The sequence below is a fragment of the Streptomyces cellostaticus genome (genome assembly GCF_023630175.1).
GTDB classification, from domain to species: Bacteria; Actinomycetota; Actinomycetes; order Streptomycetales; family Streptomycetaceae; genus Streptomyces; species Streptomyces cellostaticus_A.
In genome coordinates, this window is the sequence record NZ_JALLIN010000062.1 from 1 (window position 1) to 23675 (window position 23675).

Consider the following 23675-nt stretch of genomic DNA (forward strand, 5'->3'; position numbering starts at 1 on the left):
GCGGCCCCCCGCCCCCCCCCCCCCCGCGGGCCCCCCCACCTCGACGACCCGGACGTCCACCGGCCCGCGCCGGTCCACCGCCGCGGCCAGCCGGTCGGCCAGCAGCCGGGTGGAGGAGGGGACGCCGAGTCCCGCCGAGACGACGACGAGCCTCAGGGAGTCGTTGTTCATACGGTGGCCGCCTCCTTCGCGGTCGGCAGGGCCGGGTGGACGGGCGCCTCCGGCACGTCCGCGGGGCGCCCCTTCGCGAACTCCTCGCGCAGTACCGGCACGACCTCCTCGCCCAGCAGGTCGAGCTGTTCCAGGACCGTCTTCAGCGGCAGTCCCGCGTGGTCCATCAGGAAGAGCTGGCGCTGGTAGTCCCCGGCGTACTCGCGGAAGGACAGCGTCTTCTCGATCACCTGCTGCGGCGAGCCCACCGTCAGCGGGGTCTGCTCGGTGAAGTCCTCCAGCGACGGGCCGTGCCCGTACACCGGCGCGTTGTCGAAGTACGGACGGAACTCCCGTACCGCGTCCTGCGAGTTGCGGCGCATGAACACCTGGCCGCCGAGCCCGACGATCGCCTGCTCGGGAGTGCCGTGCCCGTAGTGGGCGTACCGCTTCCGGTACAGCTCGACCATCCGCCTGGTGTGGTCGGCGGGCCAGAAGATGTTGTTGTGGAAGAAGCCGTCGCCGTAGTACGCGGCCTGCTCGGCGATCTCCGGCGAGCGGATCGAGCCGTGCCAGACGAACGGAGGCACGCCGTCCAGGGGCCGCGGGGTGGAGGTGAACCCCTGCAGCGGGGTGCGGAACCTCCCCTCCCAGTCGACGACGTCCTGGCGCCACAGCCGGTGCAGCAGGGCGTAGTTCTCGATGGCGAGGTCGATGCCCTCGCGGATGTCCTTCCCGAACCAGGGGTACACCGGTCCGGTGTTGCCGCGCCCCGTCATCAGGTCCACGCGCCCGTCGGCCAGGTGCTGCAGCATCGCGAAGTCCTCCGCGATCTTCACCGGGTCGTTGGTGGTGATCAGGGTGGTGGAGGTGGAGAGGACGAGCCGCTCGGTGCGCGCGGCTATGTGGCCGAGCATGGTCGTCGGGGACGAGGGCACGAACGGCGGGTTGTGGTGCTCACCGGTGGCGAAGACGTCGAGCCCGACCTCCTCGGCCTTGAGCGCGATGGCGACCATGGCCTTGATCCGGTCGCGCTCGGTCGGCGTCCGCCCCGTGGTGGGGTCCGGCGTGACGTCGCCGACGGTGAAGATCCCGAACTGCATGGCCACCCTCCAAGTTGTTGACTATTCAACTACACCCCTGGAACGGTCCCCGGCCCGCCGCTATTCCCCCGCCCCTCGCGTGCCGCCCGGCCGGCTCAGCCGCGCCGTTCGCGCAGCCGCGCGATCTGCTCCCAGCCGAAGTCCACCGTGCGCTCCATGTGCCGCACGATCACCGCCAGCTCGGTGTCGTCCAGCTCGTCGAAGAGGGAGAACCAGTCGCCGGCCAGCGAGTCCCACAGCCGCCCGAACTCGGCGATCCGCTCCGGCACGGTCACCACCAGCACCCGCCGCCGGTCCACCTCGTCGCGCCGCCGCACGACGTAGCCCGCCCGCTCCAGGCGGTCCACCAGCCGGGTCGCCGACCCGGTGGTCAGCCCGGTCAGCTCCGCGACCCGCCCCGTGGTGACCGGCGCCTCCTCCAGCGCGAGGAGGTTCAGGCACTGCAGGTCGGTGGGGTGCAGTCCGATCCGGTCGGCCACGGCCTGGTTGAACAGCGCGTAGGAGGCCATGTACCGCCGGGACACCACGGACAGCTCCGCCAGCAGCCCGGACCGCCCGGTCCCCTTCCCGGCCATGCCCCACTCCCCTTCGTCCGTGTGGTCCCGTGATCGTACGACCACGGCCCGCACACCCGGACACCCGGACACCCGGACACCCGGACACCCGCAGGCGAACGCCCACCGGCACCGCAAGGCCCCCCGGTGTCAGAAGGCGTACGGATCCCCGTGTCAGAAGGCGTACGGGTCCCCGGTGTCCAGGACCAGCACCCTCAGCCGGTCGTTCGTCCGGTCCTGGTCGACCGCGCCGCCGAGCCAGGCGGTGTCCACCTCCAGCGTCACCTCGGACGGCCGCCCCTGCAGCCGCACCGCCACCGTGAGCCGCTCCCCCACCTCGTCCACCCCCAGCGCGCCGATCCCGCACACCACCGTCCGCTCGTCGGTGCGCGCGCACCGGGGTGGCAGCTGCTGGGTCTGCGCCAGCGGCACCGACCAGCGCAGCAGCACGCTCGCGTCCGGCGCCGCGGCCGGCCCGTCGTTGCGCGGGGAGAGCGAGACCTCCACCCGGTCCCCGGTCATCACGGCGTTCCCGTGCAGCGACAGATCCGCCTCCGGCTCCGGAACCGCCCCGGCCGGCCCCGCCACGCCCCCGGCCACCACCAGGGCACCGCACGCACCCAGCACCCACGACCTCATCCGCATGCCGTCCCACCTCACGTTCCCGTCCGTGTCCGCCGTACGGATGTATGCCACGCGAACGCCCCCGCAGGCGCCCTCCAACAGGTGACGCCGTCCCCGCGTGCGAGGCTGCCTTCATGCCGGTCCTGCGCTCCGCCGCCCTGTTCGTCGCCGCCGCCCTCTGCGAGATCGGCGGTGCCTGGCTCGTCTGGCAGGGAGTGCGCGAGCACCGCGGCCCGCTCTGGATCACCGGCGGGGTCCTCGCCCTCGGCGCCTACGGGTTCGCCGCCACCCTCCAGCCGGACGCCCACTTCGGCCGCGTCCTCGCCGCCTACGGCGGGATCTTCGTGGCCGGCTCGATCCTGTGGGGCGTGGTCGCCGACGGCTACCGCCCCGACCGCTGGGACATCGCCGGCGCGCTGATCTGCCTGACCGGGACGGCGGTCATCATGTGGGCGCCCCGGAACGGCGCCTGAGCGCTCGCCTAGGCTGGACCGGACCGAACCGACGCAGTCCCAGGAGCAGCCCATGGCCACCGCAGCCCCGTCCGCCGCCTCCCGCATCGCCGTCGTCACCGGTGCGAGCAGCGGCATCGGCGCCGCCACGGCCCGGCAGCTCGCCCGGGCCGGATACCGCGTCGTCCTCACCGCCCGCCGCAAGGACCGCATCGAGGCGCTGGCCGAGGAGCTGAACACCGCCGGCCACTCGGCGGCCGCCTACCAGCTCGACGTCACCGACCGTGCGGCCGTCGACGAGTTCGCCACCGCCTTCCGCACGATCGGCGTCCTGGTCAACAACGCCGGCGGCGCCCTCGGCGCCGACCCGGTGGCCAGCGGCGACCCGGCCGACTGGCGCACGATGTACGAGACGAACGTCATCGGCACCCTCAACGTCACCCAGGCGCTGCTGCCCGCGCTGGAGGCGAGCGGCGACGGCGTGGTGGTCGTGGTGTCCTCCACCGCCGGCCACGGCACGTACGAGGGCGGCGCGGGCTACGTCGCCGCCAAGCACGGCGCCCACGTCCTCGCCGAGACCCTCCGCCTGGAGATCGTCGGCAAGCCGGTCCGCGTCGTGGAGATCGCGCCCGGCATGGTGAAGACCGAGGAGTTCGCCCTGACCCGCTTCGGCGGCGACACCGACCGGGCGGCGAAGGTCTACGAGGGCGTGGCCGAACCCCTCACCGCCGACGACGTGGCGGAGACCATCGCCTGGACGGTCACCCGCCCCCGCCACGTCAACGTCGACCTCCTGGTGCTGCGACCGCGCGCCCAGGCGTCCAACACCAAGGTGCACCGGGAGTCGTGATGCCCGACGAGGACCCGCTGGAGAAGCGCCGGCTGGCCGAGGAGACGAGGAACGAACGCCAGGTCTGGTACTTCCTCGCCTACTTCCTCTTCGGCATCCACTTCGTGGCGTTCGTGATGATCTACGCCGTGCGCCACGCGAAGTAGCCCGCGCCCGCCCTCCTCCCCGCACGGTTCCGCCGTTCGGACGCGGCCGGCTGGCCCACACCCGTCCCCCGCGATGTCGTGGTCCGGACGGCCGCGGGCGCGCGGAGTCCGTCGCGTGAGCGGCACCGGACGCCCGGCCGCGAAGGGAGACGCCATGGACATGGCCGGGGTCATACCGGGGCGCGGGCACTGGACCGCGGTCGTCGCGGTGATGGTCGCCTGTACGACGGTCCTGACCGGAACGGAGCGCGCGGCGGCGGGCGGACCACCCGCCCCCACGGCACCCGTCCCGCGCCTGGACTGGCGCCCCTGCGTCCCCGGCGGGCCGTTCGACTGCGCGGAGGCGACGGTGCCGCTGGACCACGCCGACCCCGGCGGCCGCACCGTCGAACTCGCCGTCGTCCGGCACCGGGCCACCGGCCCAGGACGGCGGGTCGGCACCCTGTTCTTCAACCCCGGCGGACCCGGCGGACCCGGCACCGTGCAGATGCCGCAGATCTACGGGCTGTTCCCGCGCGAGGTGCGCGAGCGGTTCGACATCGTGAGCTGGGACCCGCGCGGCGTGGGCAGCAGCACCGCCGTCGACTGCTTCGCCACCCGGCAGGAGGCCACCGCGTGGGCGGAGAGCAGACCCGCCGGCGTCCCGGTCGGCGCACGGCAGCGGGCGGACACCTTCACCGCCTACCGCGACCTGGCCCGGCGCTGCGCGCGGCGCGACCCCGAACTGCTGCGCCATGTGTCCACCGCGGACTCCGCCCGCGACCTCGACCTGCTCCGCCAGGCGGTGGGCGAGCCGCGGCTGACCTACCTCGGCATCTCCTACGGCACGTTCCTGGGCGCCACCTACGCCAACCTCTTCCCCGGCAAGGTCCGCGCCATGACGCTCGACAGCAACGTGGACGCGCGGGCGTACGCGGACGGCGCCCTCGGCGACGCCCCGCTCACGACGTTCCTGCGGCTCGGTTCCGACCGCGCCGCGGCGGCGGTGCTGGAGCGGTTCCTCACCCTGTGCGGGAGCACCAGCACCACCCGCTGCGCCTTCTCGGCCGGCGGCGCCCGGGCCACCCGGGCGAAGTTCGACGAGCTGATGCGCCGGCTGCGGACGCACCCCGTGGGCGACTGGACCTACGGCCGTACCGCCGCGCGGGTGGTGAACGGCCTCTACGTCGTCGATCCCGGGTGGACCGACGTCGCCCGCGCCCTGCAGCGCCTCTGGCGGGGCCGCACCCCGGAGCCGGCCCCGCGCCCGGCCGCGCCACCGGTCCCGCACCCGGATCCGTACCTGGGCGACGAGCAGGCCGCCGCGGTGCTCTGCGCAGAGAGCCCCGACCCGCGCGACCCCGGCGCCTACCCAGGGCTGGAGGAGCGGGCGGCGGCCCGGGCGGGCGACGCCGGACGGGTCTGGACCTGGGCCACCGCCGCCTGCACGTCCTGGCCGGCCGTCGCGGCCGACCGCTACAGCGGCCCCTGGAACCACCCGACGGCCCCGCTGCTGCTGGTCGGCACCCGCTACGACCCCGCCACCCCCTACGCGGGCGCGCGGGCCCTGGCCGGCGAACTGGCCGACGCCCGGCTGCTCACCCTGGACGGCTACGGCCACACCGCGCTGGTGAACCCCAGCGCGTGCGTCGCCGCGTACGAGAGCCGCTACCTGATCGACGGCACCCTCCCCCCGCCCGGCACCACCTGCCACCAGGACACGGCACCGTTCCCCGCCCCCACCCCGACCGGTGCTGTCGCCACCGGCGGCGGAGCCCTGGCCCGCACCCGCTCCTGAGCGGGCGTCAGCCCTTCACGCAGACCACCTGCTTCAGCTTGGCCACGACCTCGACGAGGTCCCGCTGCTGGTCGATGACCTGGTCGATCGACTTGTAGGCCCCCGGGATCTCGTCGACCACGCCGGAGTCCTTGCGGCACTCCACACCGCGGGTCTGGTCCTCCAGGTCCTGGGTGGAGAACCGGCGCTTGGCCGCGTTGCGGCTCATCCGCCGGCCCGCGCCGTGCGAGGCGGAGTTGAAGGACCGGTCGTTGCCGAGGCCCCTCACGATGTAGGAACCGGTGCCCATCGAGCCCGGGATGATCCCGTACTCGCCCGAGCCGGCCCGGATCGCTCCCTTGCGGGTGACCAGCAGGTCCATGCCCTCGTACCGCTCCTCCGCCACGTAGTTGTGGTGGCAGGAGATCTCCGGTTCGAAGGCCGGCTTCGCCTTCTTGAACTCCTTGCGGACCACGTCCTTCAGGAGCGCCATCATCAGCGTGCGGTTGTACTTCGCGTACTCCTGCGCCCAGAACAGGTCGTTGCGGTAGGCCGCCATCTGCGGGGTGTCCGAGACGAAGACGGCAAGGTCGCGGTCGACCAGGCCCTGGTTGTGCGGGAGCCGCTGGGCCACGCCGATGTGGTGCTCGGCGAGTTCCTTGCCGATGTTGCGGGAGCCGGAGTGCAGCATCAGCCAGACGGCGCCGGTGGTGTCGGTGCAGACTTCGACGAAATGATTTCCGCCGCCCAGGGTGCCCATCTGCTTCACGGCCCGCTCCTCGCGGAAGTGCACCGCCTCGGCGACCGTGCCGAACCGCTTCCAGAAGTCGTCCCAGCCCGACGTGGACAGCCCGTGGAACCGGCCGGGTTCGGTGGGATCGTCGTGCATCCCCCGCCCGACCGGAATCGCCTGCTCGATCTTGGACCGCAGCCGGGACAGGTCGCCCGGCAGGTCGTTCGCGGTCAGCGAGGTCCGGACCGCCGACATGCCGCAGCCGATGTCCACGCCCACCGCGGCCGGGCAGACCGCGCCCCGCATCGCGATGACCGAGCCGACGGTCGCACCCTTGCCGTAGTGGACGTCCGGCATCACGGCCAGGCCCTTGATCCACGGCAGGGTGGCGACGTTCTGGAGCTGGCGCATGGCCACGTCCTCCACCGTCGCCGGGTCGGTCCACATCCGGATCGGCACCTGCGCGCCCGGCATCTCCACGTACGACATGAGTTCCTCATTCCCCCGGAAACAACAACAAAAGACTCAAAAGAAGCAAAACGCAAATGCGGCGACAAGGTCTGGGAAAAGGGACAGGGGACCGTCGTTCACGGCAGTGCGTGCGGTACACATTGTCTCCAGGGAGCGCCCCGCAGCGGCAAGCGATTAACCCGTGGGCACCCCGGACCACCCGAGCGAGCAGAGACCGTCGAGAGGAGCCCGACCGTGCAGCGGAAGGCGTACGTGACCGGTACCGCCGCCCTCCTGGTGGCGCTGCTGGCCGGCTGCACGAGCGGTTCCGGCGACGACAGGCCCACCGACGACGCCAATCCGGGCAACGCCGGTACGACCACGCCCGCCGCCCAGCCCGGCAAGTACCGCAGCCTCCCCGAGGCCTGCCGGGTGGTCGACCACGACGCCCTCGACACCCTGCTGCCGGGCATCGGGCAGATCACCGACCAGGACCAGCGGGAGAAGGCCTACCAGGGCGAGGCGACGCTCACCTACAACACCGACCGCACGGTGGGCTGCCGCTGGAAGGCGTCGTCCGGCGCCGCCACCGACCGGCTGGCGGTCGACTTCGAGCGCGTGGTGTCGTACGACAACGCGGTCAGCGACGACGACCAGGCGCAGAGGCTGTACCTGGACCAGCAGGCGGCCGCCGACCTGCCCGAGCCGAGCGCCCCCGCCTCCGCCTCCCCCACGACGCCCGCTCCCACGGCGAGCACGGACGACGACGCCTCCCCGTCCGCCCCGGAGTCCCCCTCCGGCGCCGCCGGCGCCCCGCCGGCCGAGCTGCAGCCCCGGGTGCTGCCCGGTCTCGGTGACGAGGCGTATCTGGACGACAAGCTGAACACCTCCGGCTCGGCGGCCGAACAGCGGACGGTGACTGTGGTGTTCCGCACGTCCAACGTCGTCGTCACCATCGAGTACGAGGAGCAGCCGATGGCGACGGGAACGGTCCCGGACAGCAAGGAACTGCAGGACAGGGCCCAGAATCTGGCCTCCCAACTGGCGGACACGCTGGGCGGATGACGGCCTCCGCGGGCTTCGGGGGCGCCTCCCGCGAAGCGCGTGAAGGGAGACCGCACGGCTTCGCCTCCGCGTACGGTGGGGCCCGCAGGAACCCGCACGAACACCGAGTGTCACGAGTGAAGGAACCATGCAGCGAGCCGCTCAGCGAAACGACCGTGCCCATGACCAGCGAGCCAAGCGTCTGCGCCGCGCCCTTGTCTGCGCGGCGGCCGTTCCCGCGGTGCTGATCACCGCCGCCTGCTCCTCGGACTCCGGCGACTCCACGGACAAGGGCGGCGCGAGTGCGCGGCCGACCGACGGCAGTGGTTCGGCGACGCCCTCGGCGAGCGCGTCGCCGACCGTGCGGCCCGCCGCGTACCACAAGCTCCCCGAGCCGTGTTCGGCGCTGCCGAAGAAGACCCTGACCGATCTGGTGCCCAAGGGGGCCAAGTCGGGCAAGGAGGGCAGCAGCGACGACACCGCGACCCGTTCCTCCTGCTCCTGGAGCAGCCTGGACAACAACGGGGTCAAGGGCTCGCAGTTCCGCTGGCTGAACGTCTCCCTGCTGCGCTTCGACTCGGATGCCGGCCGGGGCTCGGGCGACGAGCAGGCGCACGCCTACCTGGCCCGGCAGGTCGAGGACGCCAAGAGCGTCTCCGGCGCGAAGGGCACGAAGACGGAGCCGGTCGCCGGTACGGGCGCCGAGGCGACGCTGGTGCGCTACGACCTGAAGAAGAAGGAGGGCACCTTCAAGCAGCAGACGGTGGTCGCCCGGGTCGAGAACGTCGTCGTCACGCTCGACTACAACGGCGCCGGTCTCGCGGGCGACAAGACCCCGAGCGCGGACGACCTGGCGAAGGACGCGCAGAAGGCCGTCAAGGAGGCCGTCGCGTCCGTCTCGGCGGCCAACGGCGAGGGTTCCGGTTCCGGCACGGCCTCGGAGTCGCCCTCGACGCAGGCGTCCAAGTCACCCTCATCCAGCGCTTCTCCGTCCAAGTCGGCCGCGAAGAAGGACTGACCCGGGTCACGTGCGCCGCACACGTGTGCCACTCTGTTGCGCGCAACAACACGCAATGGGAGGGGATTACGAGTGGCCGCGCCAATGCAGCTGACTCGGATGCACCGCATACTCATCGGCGTGGTCGTGGCCGGCGCGCTGATCATCGCCGGCATCGGCTTCGCCGGTTCCTACGCGGCAGTCCGTGAGCTGGCCATCAAGAAGGGCTTCGGGAACTTCTCGTACGTGTTCCCGATCGGCATCGACGCGGGTATCTGCGTCCTGCTCGCCCTGGACCTGCTGCTGACCTGGATCCGCATCCCCTTCCCGCTGCTGCGCCAGACGGCGTGGCTGCTGACGGCGGCGACGATCGCGTTCAACGGCGCCGCCGCCTGGCCGGACCCGCTGGGCACGGGCATGCACGCGGTGATCCCGGTCCTGTTCGTGGTCGCCGTCGAGGCGGCCCGGCACGCCATCGGCCGGATCGCGGACATCACGGCGGACAAGCACATGGAGGGCGTCCGCCTCACCCGCTGGCTGCTGTCGCCGCTGCCCACGTTCCTGCTCTGGCGCCGTATGAAGCTGTGGGAGCTGCGCTCCTACGACCAGGTGATCAAGCTGGAGCAGGAGCGTCTGGTGTACCAGGCCCGGCTGCGCTCCCGCTTCGGCCGCGCCTGGCGCCGCAAGGCCCCGGTCGAGTCCCTGATGCCGCTGCGGCTGGCCCGCTACGGCGTCCCCCTCGCGGAGACGGCCCCGGCGGGCCTGGCGGCGGCGGGCATCGAACCGCTGCTCATACCGCCGGCGCCGCAGCCACAGCTGACCGCTCCGGACACCGCCGCGGCCCCGGCCGGCCCCCCGGCCGAGGTGGCGGCGCCCGTCCCGCAGCAGGCGGCACCTCCCGGGCAGCAGCGCCCCGATTCTCCCGTGGACGAGGAGAGCCCCTGGTTCCACACTCCGCGCGAGGTGGACTACCACGGCGGCTACGACCCCGCCTACAACCCCGTACCGAACCCCCAGTACGTCCCGGAGGAGGAGTACGAGGGCTGGTACGACGAGCAGCCGGTGGAGCGCTTCCAGCAGCCCTCCCCCGAGGAGACCGGCAGCTTCCCGATCCCGGTGGGCCCCAACCGCACCCGCGAGCTCGGCGAGGGGGGCGGCCCTCCGGAGCCGGACGAGGAGGCGTACTACCAGGTCTTCCGCCGGTCGATCGACGGCAGCTATCCCACGCCCCGGGTGCTGGGTGACAACATCGAGGCGACGTACGGCACCGCGCTGAGCCCCGGCGCCCTGAAGGACCTGGCGGAACGCTTCCAGCAGCGCCACTCGGCGGAGCTGGAGGAGGACCACATCGCCTAGTGCCGCGTCGGCCCGGGTCCACCCCGTCGCGATGCCCGGCTGACGCGGCACCGGGTCTTCACGAGGACGCACGGAAGGCGCGCGAGGACGCACGGAAGGCGCGCGAGGACACACGGAGGAACGCGCGGAAGAGCGCACGGAAGAGCGCACGTGAAAGAGGGGCCCTCAGGACGAGGGCCCCTCTTCTCCGTGTCCGTTCGCCTCCCTACTCGCCGAGCAGGGCCCGCACCCGCTCCTGGCCCACCGCGAGCAGCAGCGTGGGCAGTCGCGGCCCGGTGTCCCGGCCGACCAGCAGGTGGTACAGCAGGGCGAAGAACGACCGCTGGGCCGTCTTGATCTCCGGCGGCAGTTCCTTGGGGGTGGCGTCGGCCGCGAACCCGGCCTGCACCTTGGGCACGCCGTAGACGAGGTGGGTCAGCCCGTCCAGCGACCAGTGCTCGGCGAGCCCGTCGAGCAGCAGCCGCACCGACTGCTGGGACGCCTCGTCGAGGGACTTCAGCAGCTCGGCGTCGGGCTCGTCGCGGACGATGGTGCGCTGGTCGGCGGGGACGTGGGTGTTGATCCACGCCTCGGCCTTGTCGTACCGGGGCCGCGCCTCGTCCAGCGAGCCCAGCGGCTGCTCGGGGTCCAGCTCGCTCAGGATGCGCTGCGCCTGGTCCTCGTGCCCGGCGGTGATGTCGGCGACGGACGCGAGCGTGCGGTACGGCAGCGGACGGGCGGTCCGCGGCAGCTCGGCCGCGGCCGTGCCCACGGCGCGGGTGTACGCGGCGACGTCGCCGGGGAGCGCGGAGCCGTCGGCCACCTTGGCGGCCAGCTTGTCCCACTCGTCGTAGAGCCGCTGGATCTCCTGGTCGAAGGCGATCTTGAAGGACTGGTTCGGCCGGCGCCGGGCGTACAGCCAGCGCAGGATCTGCGGCTCCATGATCTGCAGCGCGTCGGCCGGGGTGGGCACGCCGCCGCGCGAGGACGACATCTTCGCCATGCCGGAGATGCCGACGAAGGCGTACATCGGGCCGATGGGCTGCGCACCGCCGAAGATCCCGACGATCTGGCCGCCCACCTGGAAGCTGGAGCCCGGGGACGAGTGGTCGACGCCGCTCGGCTCGAAGACCACGCCCTCGTAGGCCCAGCGCATCGGCCAGTCGACCTTCCAGACCAGCTTGCCGCGGTTGAACTCGCTCAGCCGGACCGTCTCGGAGAAACCGCAGGCGGTGCAGTGGTAGGCCAGCTCGGTGCTGTCGTCGTCGTAGGAGGTGACGGTCGTCAGGTCCTTCTCGCAGTTGCCGCAGTACGGCTTGTACGGGAAGTAGCCGGCGGCGCCGGTGCTGCCGTCGTCCTCGGCGGCGGCGCCCGAGCCCTCCTCGGCCTCCAGCTCGGCCTCGTCCACCGGCTTCTGCTGCTGCTTCTTGGCGGGGGCCTTCCTGGTCCGGTACTGGGCGAGGATCGCGTCGATGTCACCGCGGTGCCGCACGGCGTGCAGGACCTGCTCGCGGTAGACACCGGAGGTGTACTGCTCCGTCTGGCTGATCCCGTCGAACTCCACGCCCAGTTCGGCCAGCGAGGCGACCATCGCGGCCTTGAAGTGCTCCGCCCAGTTCGGGTACGCCGACCCCTCGGGGGCCGGAACCGAGGTGAGCGGCTTGCCGATGTGCTCGGCCCACGACTCGTCGACGCCCGCGATCCCGGCCGGGACCTTGCGGTACCGGTCGTAGTCGTCCCAGGAGATGAGGTGCCGGACCTCGCGGCCGCGGCGGCGGATCTCGTCGGCGACCAGGTGCGGGGTCATGACCTCGCGCAGGTTGCCGAGGTGGATCGGGCCGGAGGGAGACAGACCGGACGCGACGACCACCGGTTTGCCGGGGGCCCGTCGCTCCGACTCCTCGATGACGTCGTCCGCGAAACGGGAGACCCAGTCGGCGGTCTCGGTGCTCTGAGCCACGATCGGCACGTCCTTCTTTCTGAACGCTTCTTGAACGGGGTGACCGTCTCATTCTCCCAGACCGCCTCGCGACCGGGAAAACCCGTTTGCCCCCCATGGGATACTGGCCGGGTCTATCCATCCCCACGAGGAGAACGGCACCCCTTCCTATGGCCTCGGTCACGTCCCTCAGCGATTCCGTCCAGCAGCGCCTCGCGTCCGCCCTCTCGGCCACCCTGCCGGAGGCCGCCGACGCGGACCCGCTGCTGCGACGAAGCGACCGGGCGGATTTCCAGGCCAACGGGATCCTGGCGCTCGCCAAGAGGGCCAAGGCCAACCCGCGGGAGCTGGCGACCCAGGTCGTCGCCGGGGTCGAGTCGGGCGACGTGATCAAGGACATCGAGGTCTCCGGACCCGGCTTCCTGAACATCACGGTCTCCGACCGGGCGATCACCGCGAACCTGGCCGCGCGGTACGCGGACGACACCGGCCGCCTCGGCGTGCCGCAGGCCGCGAACCCCGGCACGACGGTGATCGACTACGCCCAGCCGAACGTGGCGAAGGAGATGCACGTCGGCCATCTGCGCTCGGCGGTGATCGGCGACTCGGTCGTCCAGCTCCTGGAGTTCGCCGGTGAGAACGTGGTCCGGCGCCACCACATCGGCGACTGGGGCACCCAGTTCGGCATGCTCATCCAGTACCTGGACGAGCACCCGCACGAGCTGGACCACAAGGACGCCCAGGTCACCGGTGAGGAGGCGATGTCGAACCTCGACCGCCTCTACAAGGCCGCGCGCAGGCTGTTCGACTCCGACGAGGAGTTCAAGACGCGGGCCCGGCGCCGGGTGGTCGACCTGCAGGCGGGGGAACCGAAGACCCTCGCCATGTGGCAGAAGTTCGTGGACGAGTCGAAGATCTACTTCTTCTCCGTCTTCGAGAAGCTGGACATGGAGGTCCGCGACCCCGACATCGTCGGCGAGTCCGGCTACAACGACATGCTCGCGGAGACCTGCCGGCTCCTGGAGGAGTCCGGCGTCGCGGTCCGCTCCGAGGGCGCGCTGTGCGTCTTCTTCGACGACGTCAAGGGCCCGGACGGCAACCCGGTCCCGCTGATCGTGCAGAAGTCGGACGGCGGCTACGGCTACGCGGCGACCGACCTGTCCGCCATCCGCGACCGCGTGTTCAACCTGAAGGCGAACACGCTGCTGTACGTCGTCGACGCCCGTCAGGCGCTGCACTTCAGGATGGTCTTCGAGACCGCCCGCCGGGCCGGCTGGCTCAACGAGGACGTCAAGGCGCAGCAGCTCGCGTTCGGCACGGTCCTCGGCAAGGACGGCAAGCCGTTCAAGACGCGTGAGGGCGAGACGGTGCGTCTGGTCGACCTGCTGGACGAGGCGATCGAGCGTGCCTCGGCCGTGGTCCGCGAGAAGGCGCAGGACCTCTCCGAGCAGGAGATCGCCGAGCGTGGCGGCCAGGTGGGCATCGGCGCGGTGAAGTACGCCGACCTGTCGACGTCGGCGATCCGGGACTACAAGTTCGACCTGGACCAGATGGTCTCGCTCAACGGCGACACCAGCGTGTACCTGCAGTACGCGTACGCCCGTATCCAGTCCATCCTGCGCAAGGCGGGCGAGGTCCGCCCGGTCGCGCACGCCGAGCTGGAACTGGCGGAGGCCGAGCGCGCGCTGGGTCTGCACGTGGACGCGTTCGCGGAGACGGTGCGCGAGGCGGCCGCGGAGTACGCCCCGCACAAGCTGGCCGCGTACCTGTACCAGCTCGCCTCGCACTACACGTCGTTCTACGACAAGTGCCCGGTGCTGAAGGCCGAGACGCCGCACCTGGTGGAGAACCGCCTCTTCCTGTGCGACGTGACGGCGCGCACCCTGCACCAGGGCATGTCCCTGCTGGGCATCAGGACGCCCGAGAAGCTCTGACGGCGGCGCCCGCGCCGCGACGGCCTGTCCTCACTTCGAGGACAGGCCGTTGTCGTGCAGGAGCCGTTCGCCGTCGTGGACGGTCCTCTCCAGCGTCCCCAGGACCTTGCGCCACGCGGCCCGCTTGCCCTGGAGCATGTGCCTCGAAGTGGCCACCGCTCTCCGGGCGATCCACATCCGTGACTCCAGGCAGCGGCCCGCCGCCGCCGAACACACGCTGTGCCCCTCTCCCGCGACGTGGGCGGCCGTCACCTCGTCCCTCAAGTGATGTTGCTGGTCAACGGCGTTGTCAGTGGTCGCTCCTAGAGTCACCGTCATGGCGACTCTTCCCAACCCGCTGCCCTCTCTGGCGAGCGACCCCAGCGGGCGTTCCCTCGGTCTTCGGCTCCCGCCCGGCAGGCTGGTCGACGCGACGGACGACGGCCCCTGGCACGAGCCCCTGCTGTGGCACGCGGAGAAGCAGGCCGCGCCCGGCACCTGGGCCGCGCTGGGCGCGCCCGCGGCGCGCGCGGGGCTGCTGCCCGTCCTCGTGGAGCTGGGCGGCACCCAGGGCGGACCGGAGGACTGGGAGCTGATGCCCGGTGACATGTCCTATCCCGGGGACCACGACCCGGAGGAGGTCCTCGCGGAGTACTGGGGTGGCGAAGGGGCGGAGGACGGCCCGGAAGCCGTGCGGGAGGCCGGGGTCGACGAGGAACTGGCCGGGCTGCTGGAGCCGTTCGGGGCCGCGTGGCCGGGCCTCGCCCCGGCCGGCGTACTGACCGCCGACCCGGGCACGAGGGCCGCGCAGGTGGCCGACTCGCTGGCCGAGGGGACATGGCTCAGGGACACGCGTCTGGCGCTGGTGCCGTCCCGGCGGTCCGCCGACATCCCGGCCGCCATCGGCTGGACCGGCCCGCTCAACCACGAGAACGACGTGGCGCGCCTGTGCGCGGCCCTGCGCTCGTGGGAGGACCGCTTCGGCATACGGGTCGTGGCCCTCGGCTTCGACGTCCTGGTGCTGTCCGTGGCCGCCCCGCCGGGCACCCTGGCCGAGGCGGAGGCCGTGGCGGCGGAGCACTTCGCCTTCTGCCCGGACAACATCACCCAGGGCGACCCGGGCGGCCTGCGCGCCTACGCCAAGAGCCTGGTCGACGAGCCGAGCTGGACCTTCTGGTGGGACTGAGCCGCGACGCCGCGCGCCGGTGAGCACCGCCCGCACATGCCCGAGGCCGCCCGGACAACGCTGGCCGGGCGGCCTCGGGACGGCGTGCGCCGAAGGCGCGGCACGGGTGCCGCGGGCGGGGCGTCAGACGAGCGCCGGGGCTTCCTTCGGGTTCGGGCCGTACTTGTTGGTGCCGGCCTCGCCTTCCAGGCAGTAGAAGACCAGCAGGGTGATGGGGCCGACGAGCGGGATGACGCCGAAGAGGATCCACCAGCCGGAGCGGCCCGTGTCGTGCAGGCGGCGCACCGTGACGCCCCAGGCCGGCAGCAGGAACGCGAGGACGACGATGCCGGCGACGGCGAGCAGGGCCGGAGTCTTGGTCGCGGCACCGATGCCACCCAGCACCATGTAGATCAGGTACGCGAACAGCGAGAACAGCCAGAACTCCTTGCGGCGCGCGCGCCCGCTGAAGACGGCGTACTTCTTGAGTGCGGCGAGGAACCAGCTCATGACATCCCCCCAGGGATCGACGTTCAGCCCATCCCGGAATGGATCAGGCCAGGCGCAGAGATTAGAGGGTTGGCAGGAGCGCGTCACACCCTGCGGAGATGTGTGACGGGAGGGCTTCAAACATCGTTTTCAGGACAGAAACACCCGTGATCACGGAGTGTCCGCAGGACCATCACCGGATGTTTGCGGAACCGAACTCGTTCCGTTGCCGAAACGACAGCACACCGCAGCCGCGCCGCCATCGTTTCGGTACCGGAACGATCTCCAACCGTGTCCGTCAGCGCAGCGTCCGCGCCACCTCGGTCGCCCAGTAGGTGAGGATGTTCCGCGCACCGGCCCGCTTGATGCCGGTCAGTGCCTCGATGATGGCGCGGTCCCGGTCGACCCAGCCCTTCTCCGCGGCGGCCTCGATCATCGAGTACTCACCGGAGATCTGGTAGGCGGCGACCGGCACGTCCACGGCGTCGGCGACCCGGGCGAGGATGTCGAGGTACGGACCGGCCGGCTTGACCATGACCATGTCGGCGCCCTCGGCGAGGTCCAGCTCCAGCTCCCGCAGGGACTCGCGCCAGTTGGCGGGGTCCTGCTGGTACGTCTTGCGGTCGCCCTGGAGCGAGGAGCCGACGGCCTCCCGGAAGGGGCCGTAGAAGGCGGAGGAGTACTTGACGGTGTAGGCGAGGATGGCCACGTCCTCCCGGCCGATCTGGTCGAGCGCGTCCCGGACGACACCGATCTGCCCGTCCATCATCCCGCTGGGCCCGACGACGTGGGCACCCGCGTCGGCCTGCACCTGGGCCATCTCGGCGTACCGCTCGAGCGTGGCGTCGTTGTCGACCCGCCCCTCGGCGTCGAGGACCCCGCAGTGGCCGTGGTCGGTGAACTCGTCCAGGCACAGGTCGGACATGACGAGCAGGTCGTCGCCGACCTCGGCCCGTACGTCGCGCAACGCGACCTGGAGGATGCCGTCCGGGTCGGTGCCGACGGTGCCCCGGCCGTCCTTCTTGCCCTCCTCCGGCACACCGAACAGCATGATCCCGGAGACGCCGGCCTCCACGGCCTCCAGCGCGGCCTTCCTCAGGCTGTCCCGGGTGTGCTGGACGACCCCGGGCATGGCCGAGATCGGCACCGGCTCGGCGACGCCCTCACGGACGAAGGCCGGCAGGATGAAGTCGGCGGGGTGCAGCCGCGTCTCGGCGACCATGCGCCGCATCACGGGCGAGGTCCGCAGCCGCCGGGGACGTGTACCGGGAAACGATCCGTACTTCGTCATGGCTTCTACGCTACGCCCGCCCCATGAGCACCTTTGCCGACGGGCCGTCGGAGCCCGCCCCGGTCCGGGCCGCGGCCCGGACGCTCAGTCGAGGCAGAACTCGTTGCCCTCGACGTCCTGCATCACGAGGCACGACTCGTTGTCCTCGTCGGCGAGCAGCAGTCGCACCCGTACCGCGCCGAGTGGGATCAGTCGCGCGCACTCGGCCTCCAGGGCGGCCAGCCGCTCCTCCCCCACGAGCCCGGTGCCGACCCGCACGTCGAGATGCAGCCGGTTCTTGGCGACCTTGCCCTCGGGAACACGCTGGAAGTACAGCCGGGGCCCCACGCCCGAGGGATCGACGCACACGGACCACGCGCCCCGCTCCTCGGGCGGCAGCGAGCGGTCGAAGTCGGCCCAGGTGACGAACCCCTCCGGTGGTGGCGGTACGACGTAGCCGAGCGCCTCGCACCAGAAACGGGCGACACGCCGCGGCTCCGCGCAGTCGAAGGTGACCTGGAACTGTCTGACCGATGCCATCGGCGCACCTTAGCAGGGAGACAATCGCTCAAGTCACGGCGCCGGCCCGCCTGTTGCCGGAAGGGCGGCTCCTGGGCGGCGGCTGCGGCGCGGGCGCCCCGTCCCGCCTCGGGGGAAGACCGCGGAACGGGGCCCACCACGGGATTCCGCCGCTGGGCCACCGCCGGATGCGGCCGGCGCCGCAACGCCTGGACCGCGCGCGGCGCCGCTCAGCGCAGGCGGGCCCCGGCTCCGCCGAGCCGGCTGTGCCAGGCGCGCATCCGGGCCGCCGCGCCGCCGTTCAGGATGTGGTCCAGCGCGCCCCCGGACGGGGCCGACGGCCGCTGGAACGCGCTCACGGCCGCCTGCTGACCGGCACTCGGTGCGGGCGACATGGCACCCGCGCGCCCGACCAGGGCGTACCGCCTGCCGCCGACGTCGAGCAGCAGGGTCCCGAGCCGGGTCAGCCGGCCCTCGACCTCCCGGGGGTCGCCCCGGAGGACGACCTTGCCGTCCCGGTCCTGGGCACGCAGCTCACCCGGCAGCAGACTCAGCACCACGGGCACGCACCGCGCCCCGTTCCACGGACTCCGCCGCCAGTAGACGATCCCCGCGTGTCCGGCGTGCTCGCTCATGCGCCCGATCATGGCATGCCCGCAACGCGCGGAACACGGGCGGTGCGAGGGTGCTCGCGGCGGCCCGCTCGGCTCGGGCGGCGGGCCAAGGGCCCGCGGCCCCCGTCGGCCCGGAGCGGCGGTCACGGCAGCGGCGGTCACGGCAGCGGCCGGGGCGGAACCCGGACAGCGCGTGCACCGCCGGGGCGGTCCCGCGGCCGAGGGTCAGCGGCGGACGGAACGGGCTCAGGGGCACCCCCTGAAAGAGGCTCGGGGCGCCTCCTCCGAGAGAGGAGACGCCCCTGGGCACGTCCGGGCGAGGTCACGTCGTCGAGCGACGCCTCCGCGCCCCCGGACGCCGCTCGCTCGGCCGCGTCACCGGGTCGCCGGACTCCAGGGCGGCCGCCCGGCGCTTCATGCCAAAGTCCGCCAGGGCCTCGGCCAGCCGGTGGACCGAGGGCTCGGGGGCCATCACGTCGACGCGCAGCCCGTGTTCCTCGGCCGTCTTGGCCGTCGCCGGGCCGATGCAGGCGATCACCGTGACGTTGTGCGGCTTGCCGGCGATACCCACCAGGTTCCGGACGGTCGAGGACGACGTGAACAGCACCGCGTCGAAGCCACCGCCCTTGATGGCCTCGCGGGTCTCCGCCGGGGGCGGCGAGGCCCGCACGGTCCGGTAGGCCGTGACGTCGTCGACCTCCCAGCCCAGTTCGATCAGACCGGCCACCAGGGTCTCGGTGGCGATGTCGGCCCGGGGCAGGAAGACACGGTCGATCGGGTCGAAGACCGGGTCGTACGGGGGCCAGTCCTCCAGGAGGCCGGCCGCGGACTGCTCACCGCTCGGCACCAGGTCCGGCTTCACGCCGAACGCGATCAGCGCCTTCGCCGTCTGCTCGCCCACCGCGGCGACCTTGATGCCCGCGAAGGCACGGGCGTCGAGGCCGTACTCCTCGAACTTCTCGCGCACCGCCTTGACCGCGTTGACGGACGTGAAGGCGATCCACTCGTACCGGCCGGTGACCAGGCCCTTGACCGCGCGTTCCATCTGCTGCGGGGTGCGCGGGGGCTCCACCGCGATCGTCGGGACCTCGTGCGGCACCGCGCCGTAGGACCGCAACTGGTCGGAGAGCGACGCCGCCTGCTCCTTCGTGCGCGGCACGAGCACCTTCCAGCCGAACAGCGGCTTGGACTCGAACCACGACAACTGGTCGCGCTGGGCGGCTGCGCTTCGCTCGCCGACCACGGCTATCACGGCCCGGCCGCCGTCCGGGGACGGCAGGACCTTCGCCTGCTTCAGCGTCTGCGCGATGGTGCCGAGCGTCGCGGTCCAGGTGCGCTGCCGGGTCGTCGTACCGGCGACGGTGACGGTCAGCGGGGTGTCCGGCTTGCGGCCCGCGGACACCAGCTCGCCGGCCGCGGCGGCCACCGAGTCCAGCGTCGTGGAGACCACCACCGTGCCGTCGGAGGCCCCCACCTCGGTCCAGCAGCGGTCGGAGGCGGTACGGGCGTCCACGAACCGGACGTCCGCGCCGTGCGGGTCGCGCAGCGGCACACCGGCGTACGCGGGCACGCCGACGGCGGCCGCCACACCCGGTACCACCTCGAAGGGCACACCGGCGGCGGCGCAGGCGAGCATTTCCTCGGCCGCGTACGTATCCAGTCCCGGGTCCCCGGACACCGCGCGGACGACCCGCCTGCCGCCCCGGGTGGCCTCCATGACAAGATGAGCGGCATCCCGGGCAGGAGTCGGGACCGCAGCGGTTGTTGACGCACCGTCGACGACCGTGAGCTGTGGCGCGCCCGTGCCCGGCGGTGCCATCGAGGAGTCCGTGTCCATCGGCACGACGGACACGCCCTGCCGGGCGTGCGTCCGGATCACGTCGAGCACCTCGTGCTCGGCGATCAGGACATCCGCGGTCGACAGCGCCTCAACGGCGCGCAGAGTCAGCAGCCCCGGATCCCCGGGTCCGGCACCCAGGAAGGTGACGTGCCCGTGTTCGAGGCCGGTGGGAAGGGTGGTGGGGCTCAATGTGCTCGCTCCCCCATCAGACCGGCCGCGCCCTGGTCGAGCATCTCGGTGGCGAGTTCGCGCCCGAGTGCCATCGCCTGGTCGTGCGTTCGGGGCACGGGACCGGTGGTGGACAGCTGCACCGTGCGGGTGCCGTCGGTCGTGCCGACGACGCCGCGCAGGCGCATTTCCTTGACAATCTGCCCGTCGGCCAGGAGGTCGGCCAACGCGCCCACAGGTGCGCTGCAACCGGCCTCCAGGGCGGCGAGCAGTGACCGTTCGGCGGTCACGGCGGCCCGGGTGAACGGGTCGTCGAGTTCGCCGAGCGCCGCGACGAGGTCCGCGGCGTCCGCGGCGCACTCGATCGCCAGGGCCCCCTGGCCGGGGGCGGGCAGAACCGTGTCGACCGACAGGAAGTCGGTCACCTCGTCGATCCGGCCGATGCGGTTCAGTCCGGCGGCGGCCAGGACGACCGCGTCCAGCTCACCGTCCCGCACGAATCCGATCCGGGTGTCGACGTTGCCGCGTATCGGGACCGTCTCCATGTCCAGTCCGTGGGCGCGGGCGTACGCGTTGAGCTGCGCCATGCGGCGCGGCGCCCCGGTGCCGATGCGAGCGCCCCGCGGCAGGTCCGTGAACTTCAGCGCGTCCCGGGCGACGATCACGTCGCGCGGGTCCTCGCGCGCCGGGACGGCGGCCAGGACCAGTTCCTCGGGCTGCGCGGTCGGCAGGTCCTTGAGCGAATGAACCGCGAAGTCCACCTCGCCGCCGGCCAGCGCGTCGCGCAGTGCCGTGACGAACACGCCGGTGCCGCCGATCTGCGTGAGGTGCGCGCGGGAGACGTCGCCGTGCGTGGTGATCTCGACCAGCTCGACGGGACGCCCGGTCACCCGGCGGACGGCGTCCGCCACCTGCCCGGACTGGGCCATGGCGAGCCTGCTCCGCCTCGTCCCCAGTCTCAAAGCCTTCTGTGTCATGCCGGTCGGTCCTTCTTGTCTGTGCTGTCCCCGGCCCGGGAGACGGCGGCCACCGTCTCGGGGTCGAGGTCGAACAGGGTGCGCAGCGCGTCCGCGTACCCGGCGCCGCCGGGCTCGGCCGCGAGCTGCTTCACCCGTACGGTCGGCGCGTGCAGCAGTTTGTCGACGACCCGGTGCACGGCCTGCCGGATCTCGCCGCGCTGGCGCTCGTCCAGTCCGGGCAGGCGGCCGTCGAGCCGTGCGATCTCCCCGGCGACGACGTCGGCGGCCATGGTGCGCAGCGCGACCACGGTCGGCGTGATGTGCGCCGCCCGCTGTGCCGCGCCGAAGGCCGCGACCTCGTCGGAGACGATACGCCGGACCTGGTCCACGTCGGCCGCCATCGGAGCGTCGGCGGAGGCCTCGGCGAGGGACTCGATGTCCACCAGCCGCACCCCGGCCAGCCGGTGCACGGCCGCGTCGATGTCACGGGGCATGGCGAGGTCGAGGAGGAACAGGGCCGGCGCCGGGCGCGGGATCACGGCGACCGGTTCGGGCCCCCGCAGCTCGGGGATGCGGCCGGCGGTGGCGGCGGTCGCGGCGAGCGCGGTGATCAGCTCGGCGTCGGCCTCGGGGCTGCGCCGGGTGGTGTCCCGGCGGTCCGCGGTGCCGCCCGCGACCCAGGCCCCGTGCTGCTCGAGGGTGGCCGCGTCCAGGCCGGCCACGGCGGCCTCGCCGTGCACGGAGAAGCCCGTCGAGCCCTGCACGGCGGCCAGGTCCAGCGGGCAGTTCTCCTCGGCGGCGGCACCGGCCGTACCCGTGGCGGCCGCCGGCGCGGTCCGCGCCGCGGCGACGGCGCCGGCCACGGGGTCGACGGCGTCGTCCTCGACCCGGCCCTCCACCGCCTGCGCGACCGAGTCCGCCGTCAGCACCAGACCCGTCGCCCCGGTGCAGGAGACGACGACGTCGGCACGTGTCAGCTCGCCCGGTACGGCGTCCATCCGTACCGCGCGCGCGGACGCGGCGGTGTCGTCGCCCTCGGTGAGTATCCGGGCGAGGCGCTCGGCGCGTTCGAAGGTGCGGTTGGCGACGACGATCTGCCCGACCCCGGCGCGGGCGAGCGTCGCGGCGGCCAGCGAGGACATCGACCCGGCGCCGATGACCAGCGCCGTGCGTCCCGCGGCCCATTCCTCGACGGCGCCGCCCGCGGCGAGCTGCTCCAGGCCGAAGGTGACCAGCGACTGGCCGGCCCGGTCGATGCCGGTCTCGGAGTGGGCGCGCTTGCCGACCCGCAGGGCCTGCTGGAACAGGTCGTTCAGCAGCCGGCCGGCGGTGTGCAGCTCCTGGGCGCGGGCCAGGGAGTCCTTGATCTGGCCGAGGACCTGCCCCTCGCCGACGACCATCGAGTCGAGGCCGCAGGCCACCGAGAACAGGTGGTGGACGGCCCGGTCCTCGTAGTGCACGTACAGGTACGGGGTCAGCTCCTCGAGGCCGACACCGCTGTGCTGGGCGAGCAGCGTGGACAGCTCGGCCACACCGGCGTGGAACTTGTCCACGTCGGCGTACAGCTCGATGCGGTTGCAGGTGCCGAGTACCGCGGCCTCGGTGGCCGGTTCGGCGGCGACCGTGTCCTGGACCAGCTTGACCTGGGCTTCCGCGCTCAGCGCGGCCCGCTCCAGCACGCTGACCGGGGCACTGCGGTGGCTCAGCCCGACGACGAGGAGACTCATGCGGGCATCACGGCGGGCACGTCCCCGTCCGGTCCCTGGTCGCCGGCGGCGTTCCGGGTGGTGGCCGCGGGCAGCGCGCCGTCGCCGGCGGCGGTCTCCTCGCCGGCCTTGCGCTGCTCGTGGAAGGCGAGGATCTGCAGCTCGATGGAGAGGTCGACCTTGCGCACGTCGACCCCGTCCGGGACGGTCAGCACGGTCGGCGCGAAGTTGAGGATCGAGGTGACACCGGCGGCCACGAGCCGGTCGCAGACCGGCTGGGCGGCGCCGGCGGGGGTCGCGATCACGCCGATCGAGACGCCGTTGTCCTTGATGATCTTCTCGAGCTCGTCGGAGTGCTGCACCGGGATGCCGGCGACCGGCTTCCCGGCCATCGCCGGGTCGGCGTCGATCAGCGCGGCCACCCGGAACCCGCGCGAGGCGAACCCGCCGTAGTTGGCGAGGGCGGCGCCGAGGTTGCCGATACCGACGATCACAACCGGCCAGTCCTGGGTCAGGCCCAGTTCACGGGAGATCTGGTAGACGAGATACTCCACGTCGTAGCCGACACCACGCGTTCCGTAGGACCCCAGGTACGAGAAGTCCTTGCGCAGCTTCGCGGAGTTGACCCCCGCCGCCGCGGCCAGCTCCTCGGAGGAGACCGTGGGGACCGAGCGCTCCGACAGTGCGGTCAGCGCACGGAGGTACAGCGGAAGCCGGGCGACGGTGGCCTCGGGAATCCCTCGGCTGCGGGTCGCCGGTCGGTGAGTTCGGCCAGTTGCCACGGTGCTCCTGCGGGTAGAGCGGGGCTGCAGGCGGCCATACGTCCCCGGACCGCCCCGTCCACAGCAGGCTATGCCTTTGTGAACGCGTGCACAAAGATGGTGTCCGTTTTGCCCGGC

General features: G+C 72.4%; 23 protein-coding genes. 9 read left to right on the forward strand and 14 right to left on the reverse strand.

What is annotated here, in order from left to right:
• Positions 1–167: 167 nt before the first annotated feature.
• The 3 genes from MXD57_RS28665 to MXD57_RS28675 form a co-directional block, all read right to left on the reverse strand.
• The gene (locus MXD57_RS28665) at positions 168–1253 is read right to left on the reverse strand and encodes an LLM class flavin-dependent oxidoreductase (protein ID WP_250405080.1); all 1086 of its coding nucleotides are present in this window, start codon (positions 1251–1253) and stop codon (positions 168–170) included.
• A gap of 95 nt (positions 1254–1348) precedes the next feature.
• Positions 1349–1828, reverse strand: a complete 480-nt coding sequence (locus tag MXD57_RS28670; protein WP_250405081.1) for a MarR family winged helix-turn-helix transcriptional regulator — start codon at positions 1826–1828, stop codon at positions 1349–1351.
• A gap of 153 nt (positions 1829–1981) precedes the next feature.
• Positions 1982–2452 (reverse strand): hypothetical protein, encoded by a 471-nt coding sequence (locus MXD57_RS28675; RefSeq protein WP_308290951.1) that lies wholly within the window; start codon positions 2450–2452, stop codon positions 1982–1984.
• Between the two features lie 113 nt (positions 2453–2565).
• Here MXD57_RS28675 and MXD57_RS28680 point away from each other — a divergent pair, with 113 nt between their 5' ends.
• The 4 genes from MXD57_RS28680 to MXD57_RS28695 all read left to right on the forward strand — a co-directional run bounded on the left by MXD57_RS28680 (position 2566) and on the right by MXD57_RS28695 (position 5656).
• Positions 2566–2904: a YnfA family protein gene (locus MXD57_RS28680; RefSeq protein WP_250405082.1), complete on the forward strand. Its 339-nt coding sequence runs from the start codon at positions 2566–2568 to the stop codon at positions 2902–2904.
• Positions 2905–2956: 52 nt separating this feature from the next.
• Positions 2957–3733, forward strand: a complete 777-nt coding sequence (locus tag MXD57_RS28685; protein WP_250405083.1) for an SDR family NAD(P)-dependent oxidoreductase — start codon at positions 2957–2959, stop codon at positions 3731–3733.
• On the forward strand, positions 3733–3879 hold the full coding sequence (locus MXD57_RS28690) for a hypothetical protein (protein WP_250405084.1): 147 nt from the start codon (positions 3733–3735) through the stop codon (positions 3877–3879). The genes MXD57_RS28685 and MXD57_RS28690 overlap by 1 nt, the downstream gene beginning before the upstream one ends.
• Positions 3880–3994: 115 nt before the next feature.
• A complete protein-coding gene (locus tag MXD57_RS28695; RefSeq protein ID WP_250405085.1) occupies positions 3995–5656 on the forward strand; it encodes an alpha/beta hydrolase in 1662 nt (553 codons plus the stop codon).
• Positions 5657–5663: 7 nt separating this feature from the next.
• Here MXD57_RS28695 and MXD57_RS28700 read toward each other — a convergent pair whose 3' ends face one another.
• Positions 5664–6857: an RtcB family protein gene (locus MXD57_RS28700; protein ID WP_250405086.1), complete on the reverse strand. Its 1194-nt coding sequence runs from the start codon at positions 6855–6857 to the stop codon at positions 5664–5666.
• A gap of 216 nt (positions 6858–7073) precedes the next feature.
• On the opposite strand from MXD57_RS28700, the gene MXD57_RS28705 reads away from it, so the two are divergent.
• From MXD57_RS28705 to MXD57_RS28715, 3 genes are all read left to right on the forward strand, one after another.
• Entirely contained in the window at positions 7074–7883 is an 810-nt protein-coding gene (locus MXD57_RS28705; RefSeq protein WP_250405087.1) for a DUF3558 domain-containing protein, read from the forward strand.
• A gap of 127 nt (positions 7884–8010) precedes the next feature.
• Positions 8011–8880 carry a DUF3558 family protein gene (locus MXD57_RS28710; protein ID WP_250405088.1) on the forward strand — a complete coding sequence of 290 codons (870 nt, stop codon included), beginning with the start codon at positions 8011–8013 and terminating at the stop codon, positions 8878–8880.
• 99 nt (positions 8881–8979) lie between these two features.
• Positions 8980–10215 carry a DUF2637 domain-containing protein gene (locus MXD57_RS28715; protein WP_250405089.1) on the forward strand — a complete coding sequence of 412 codons (1236 nt, stop codon included), beginning with the start codon at positions 8980–8982 and terminating at the stop codon, positions 10213–10215.
• Between the two features lie 205 nt (positions 10216–10420).
• Here the strand turns inward: MXD57_RS28715 and lysS are convergent, their stop codons facing one another.
• Complete coding sequence (gene lysS / locus MXD57_RS28720; protein WP_250405090.1) at positions 10421–12163, reverse strand: lysine--tRNA ligase; 1743 nt, start codon at positions 12161–12163, stop codon at positions 10421–10423.
• Positions 12164–12303: 140 nt separating this feature from the next.
• Here lysS and argS point away from each other — a divergent pair, with 140 nt between their 5' ends.
• Positions 12304–14067 (forward strand): arginine--tRNA ligase, encoded by a 1764-nt coding sequence (argS, locus tag MXD57_RS28725; protein ID WP_250405091.1) that lies wholly within the window; start codon positions 12304–12306, stop codon positions 14065–14067.
• Positions 14068–14097: 30 nt separating this feature from the next.
• Here the strand turns inward: argS and MXD57_RS31645 are convergent, their stop codons facing one another.
• A complete protein-coding gene (locus tag MXD57_RS31645; RefSeq protein ID WP_284506235.1) occupies positions 14098–14223 on the reverse strand; it encodes a hypothetical protein in 126 nt (41 codons plus the stop codon).
• Between the two features lie 160 nt (positions 14224–14383).
• Between MXD57_RS31645 and MXD57_RS28735 the strand changes: the two genes are divergently transcribed.
• Positions 14384–15232, forward strand: a complete 849-nt coding sequence (locus MXD57_RS28735) for a DUF4253 domain-containing protein (protein WP_250405093.1) — start codon at positions 14384–14386, stop codon at positions 15230–15232.
• Positions 15233–15355: 123 nt separating this feature from the next.
• Here the strand turns inward: MXD57_RS28735 and MXD57_RS28740 are convergent, their stop codons facing one another.
• The 8 genes from MXD57_RS28740 to MXD57_RS28775 all read right to left on the reverse strand — a co-directional run bounded on the left by MXD57_RS28740 (position 15356) and on the right by MXD57_RS28775 (position 23558).
• Positions 15356–15721, reverse strand: a complete 366-nt coding sequence (locus MXD57_RS28740; protein ID WP_250405094.1) for a DUF805 domain-containing protein — start codon at positions 15719–15721, stop codon at positions 15356–15358.
• Between the two features lie 277 nt (positions 15722–15998).
• Complete coding sequence (hemB, locus tag MXD57_RS28745; protein ID WP_250405095.1) at positions 15999–16991, reverse strand: porphobilinogen synthase; 993 nt, start codon at positions 16989–16991, stop codon at positions 15999–16001.
• Between the two features lie 84 nt (positions 16992–17075).
• Complete coding sequence (locus tag MXD57_RS28750; RefSeq protein ID WP_250405096.1) at positions 17076–17510, reverse strand: VOC family protein; 435 nt, start codon at positions 17508–17510, stop codon at positions 17076–17078.
• 209 nt (positions 17511–17719) lie between these two features.
• Positions 17720–18124, reverse strand: coding sequence for a hypothetical protein (locus MXD57_RS28755; RefSeq protein ID WP_250405097.1), 405 nt, complete (start codon positions 18122–18124; stop codon positions 17720–17722).
• 301 nt (positions 18125–18425) lie between these two features.
• The gene (locus tag MXD57_RS28760; RefSeq protein WP_250405098.1) at positions 18426–20132 is read right to left on the reverse strand and encodes a uroporphyrinogen-III synthase; all 1707 of its coding nucleotides are present in this window, start codon (positions 20130–20132) and stop codon (positions 18426–18428) included.
• Complete coding sequence (gene hemC / locus MXD57_RS28765; RefSeq protein ID WP_250405099.1) at positions 20129–21088, reverse strand: hydroxymethylbilane synthase; 960 nt, start codon at positions 21086–21088, stop codon at positions 20129–20131. The genes MXD57_RS28760 and hemC overlap by 4 nt, the downstream gene beginning before the upstream one ends.
• On the reverse strand, positions 21085–22797 hold the full coding sequence (locus tag MXD57_RS28770) for a glutamyl-tRNA reductase (RefSeq protein ID WP_250405100.1): 1713 nt from the start codon (positions 22795–22797) through the stop codon (positions 21085–21087). The genes hemC and MXD57_RS28770 overlap by 4 nt, the downstream gene beginning before the upstream one ends.
• The gene (locus MXD57_RS28775; RefSeq protein ID WP_250405101.1) at positions 22794–23558 is read right to left on the reverse strand and encodes a redox-sensing transcriptional repressor Rex; all 765 of its coding nucleotides are present in this window, start codon (positions 23556–23558) and stop codon (positions 22794–22796) included. The genes MXD57_RS28770 and MXD57_RS28775 overlap by 4 nt, the downstream gene beginning before the upstream one ends.
• Between the last annotated feature and the right edge of the window lie 117 nt (positions 23559–23675).